3 protein-coding genes and 2 pseudogenes are annotated in these 2,514 nt (G+C 68.0%); 1 reads left to right on the forward strand and 4 read right to left on the reverse strand.

The window, feature by feature from the left end; translation table 11 throughout:
• The 4 genes and pseudogenes from VN378_RS12280 to VN378_RS12295 form a co-directional block, all read right to left on the reverse strand.
• Positions 1-482: pseudogene (locus VN378_RS12280) on the reverse strand (sensor histidine kinase); the annotation flags it as partial.
• Positions 479-1,165, reverse strand: a complete 687-nt coding sequence (locus VN378_RS12285) for a response regulator transcription factor (RefSeq protein ID WP_325743864.1) — start codon at positions 1,163-1,165, stop codon at positions 479-481. The pseudogene VN378_RS12280 and the gene VN378_RS12285, both read right to left, overlap by 4 nt.
• The gene (locus VN378_RS12290) at positions 1,137-1,751 is read right to left on the reverse strand and encodes a cytochrome b/b6 domain-containing protein (protein WP_325743865.1); all 615 of its coding nucleotides are present in this window, start codon (positions 1,749-1,751) and stop codon (positions 1,137-1,139) included. The genes VN378_RS12285 and VN378_RS12290 overlap by 29 nt, the downstream gene beginning before the upstream one ends.
• Positions 1,752-1,756: 5 nt before the next feature.
• Positions 1,757-2,059, reverse strand: a complete 303-nt coding sequence (locus tag VN378_RS12295) for a PepSY domain-containing protein (RefSeq protein ID WP_325743866.1) — start codon at positions 2,057-2,059, stop codon at positions 1,757-1,759.
• A gap of 194 nt (positions 2,060-2,253) precedes the next feature.
• On the opposite strand from VN378_RS12295, the pseudogene VN378_RS12300 reads away from it, so the two are divergent.
• Positions 2,254-2,514: pseudogene (locus tag VN378_RS12300) on the forward strand (rubrerythrin); the annotation flags it as partial.

Raw genomic sequence — 2,514 nt, forward strand, 5'->3', positions numbered from 1 at the left:
GCGGTGTCCAGCCTGTCCAGCTCCAGCGCCAGCACGGCGAGGGGCGTTCTCAACTCATGGGCGACATCGGCGGCGAAGGCCTCCTGGCGGCTCGCCGCCTCGTCAAGCCGCGCCAGCAGGCCGTTCACCGCGTCCGCGAAACCGGTCGCCTCGGCGGGAAAGTCCTGCACCTCGACCCGGAAGCCCTTGTCGGCCGCCTGGGCGGCTTCAATCCGCTCTCCCGCGACGGTCAGGGGGCGCAGGGAGGAGCGGATGACCCATAGCGCCGCCAGGGTCATGGGCGCGATCAGCACCAGAAGCGGCACAACCACATGGTCGGCGACCTCGTTGGCGATGCCCGCGAACTGGATCTCTTGCCGCCTGGAGTGGGACGACAGACCGTATTCGACGCCCACGAACAGCAGCAGGATAAAGCCGCCGATAACGCTCATCAGGGCGAAACCGAGCGCCAGCCGCTGGAAAATTGAAGGCGATCGGGTCAAGCGGCGGCGTCCCTCATCAGATAGCCCAGACCCCGAACGGTATGGAGCATGCCGGGGCATCCGGCGTCGTCAAGCTTGCGCCGCAGCCTCGACACGGCCACCTCGACCGCATTCGGGGTGACGGGTTCGTTGAACGCATACAAAGACTCTTCGAGAGCCCCCCGCGTGACGACCGAGCCGGCCCGACGCATCAAGATCTCGAGCAGATCGCCCTCGCGGCGTGAGAGTTCGATCGGCGCGTCCCGACAGACGGCCTGCCGCGAGGCGACATCGAAGGCCAGTTCGCCCACCGTCAGGACTGGCGTCATCCGCTGCCCGGGCCGCCGCAGGATAGCCCGGCAGCGCGCCGACAGTTCGGACGTGTCGAAGGGCTTCACCAGATAGTCATCTGCTCCGGCATCCAGACCGGTGACCCGATCTTCAAGCCCGCCGCGCGCGGTCAGCACGAGGATCGGCGTCAGGTCGGCCGCGCGCCGCAAAGTCCGTACCCAGTCGAGCCCGTCGCCGTCGGGCAGGCCCAGGTCGAGCAGGATCAGATCATAGGTCGCGCTGGCGGCCGCTTCGGCCGCGCCTTCGATGTCCTGTCTCCAGTCAACGACGAAGCCGTCCCGGGCGAGCCCCTCGCTGAGAAGCTCCCCGAGCCGCGCCGTGTCTTCAACGAGGAGGAGACGCATGGTCGACATCCGTTCCGCTGGCGGCGCGTTTCCAGCCGGTCACCATCGACATGACCAGATTTTCCCGGTGACGCCAGCTTTCCACGAGGGCGGCCAGCACATGCAGGATCGCCAGGACCATGATCGTATTCGCCGCGGTCTCGTGTATCGCCTCGAGCCAGGGCGCGCCCCAGAAGGCGTCCAGGCCCATCATCCAGCCCGTGACGCCACAGGAGAGCGACAGTCCGATCAACGCGACCATCATCAGCCCGCCCGCAGGATTGTGGCCCACATAGCGGGGCTCTCGCCCCCGCGCCATCGCCACCAGATAGCCGGCGAGGCGCCGGGGACCGGCAACGAAGTCCGAGAACCGGGCGTGCCGTGGACCGACAAGGCCCCAGACCAGCCGGATCGCGATCGCCGCCACGATGACATATCCCACATAGCGGTGGACGGACTTAAGCTCGCGAAACACCGTCAGATTGGCGACGACGCCCAGCACCAGGGTCCAGTGAAACAGCCTGACGACCGGATCCCAGACCCGGGTCCGCCCTGGCGCGGCCTCGGGGGAGCGAGCGCCGGCCCGATCCCCCGCATCCAGAAGTCTCTCGGTCACGGAACTCAATCCTCGTTGTTCTGAACGATGGCTCCGGTCACCGGGTTGAAATAGACCTCGGCCCGACGACCGTTGGCCGCGCGGGCGTAGATTTCGTAGCAGCTGCCGCTGACCTGGAAGACGCGGATGCGGGTGTATCCCATCTGCGCGATGCGGGCCCGCATCTGGGCTTCGGTCAGCCACTGGGCCCGGGGCGCCGTGGTGCAGACCGGCCCGGCCGACGCTGGCCCGCCGAAGGTGATCACGACGGCGGCTGCGGTGGCGGCCAGGGACAGGGCGAGGGCCGACGGGGCCAGAATGTTTCTCATGGGGGGAGCCTCAACGAAGGGGGTGATGCCGGACAGCATCGCCCGGTGACGCCAGACTGGCCGCGCAAGCTGACCGCGACCTGACAGCCATCCCGAAAGACACGCCACTGCGCCGGCCGTTTGTCAGGTTGCGGTCAGCCTGCGCGCCCAGACAGCACCGGCGCATCAGGCGCACCCCCCACCGGAGAATTCTCATGACGCTGAAGGCCCTGCTCACATCGACACTGGTCGCCCTGGCCCTCTCGGCCGGCGCCGCCGCGGCCCAGGATCTGGCCCCTCAGACCCGCGCCAACCTTGAGGCCGCCATGCACGGAGAGGCGTTCGCCAATCTGAAATACCTGCGCTACGCCGAGGTGGCGCGCGAGTCCGGCGATGAGGAACTGGCCCGGCTGTTCGAGAGCTCCGCCAACGTCGAGGCCAACGAGCATTTCGCCCGCGAGGCCGACGCCCTGAAA

The sequence above is a fragment of the Brevundimonas sp. genome (genome assembly GCF_035561115.1).
Classification (GTDB): Bacteria; Pseudomonadota; Alphaproteobacteria; order Caulobacterales; family Caulobacteraceae; genus Brevundimonas.

What these genes read in the sequence shown, in the direction of transcription:
- VN378_RS12285 (WP_325743864.1), bottom strand. Translation starts at nt 1,165, where the DNA reads ATGTCGACCATGCGTCTCCTCCTCGTTGAAGACACGGCGCGGCTCGGG.
- VN378_RS12295 (WP_325743866.1), bottom strand. Translation starts at nt 2,059, where the DNA reads ATGAGAAACATTCTGGCCCCGTCGGCCCTCGCCCTGTCCCTGGCCGCC.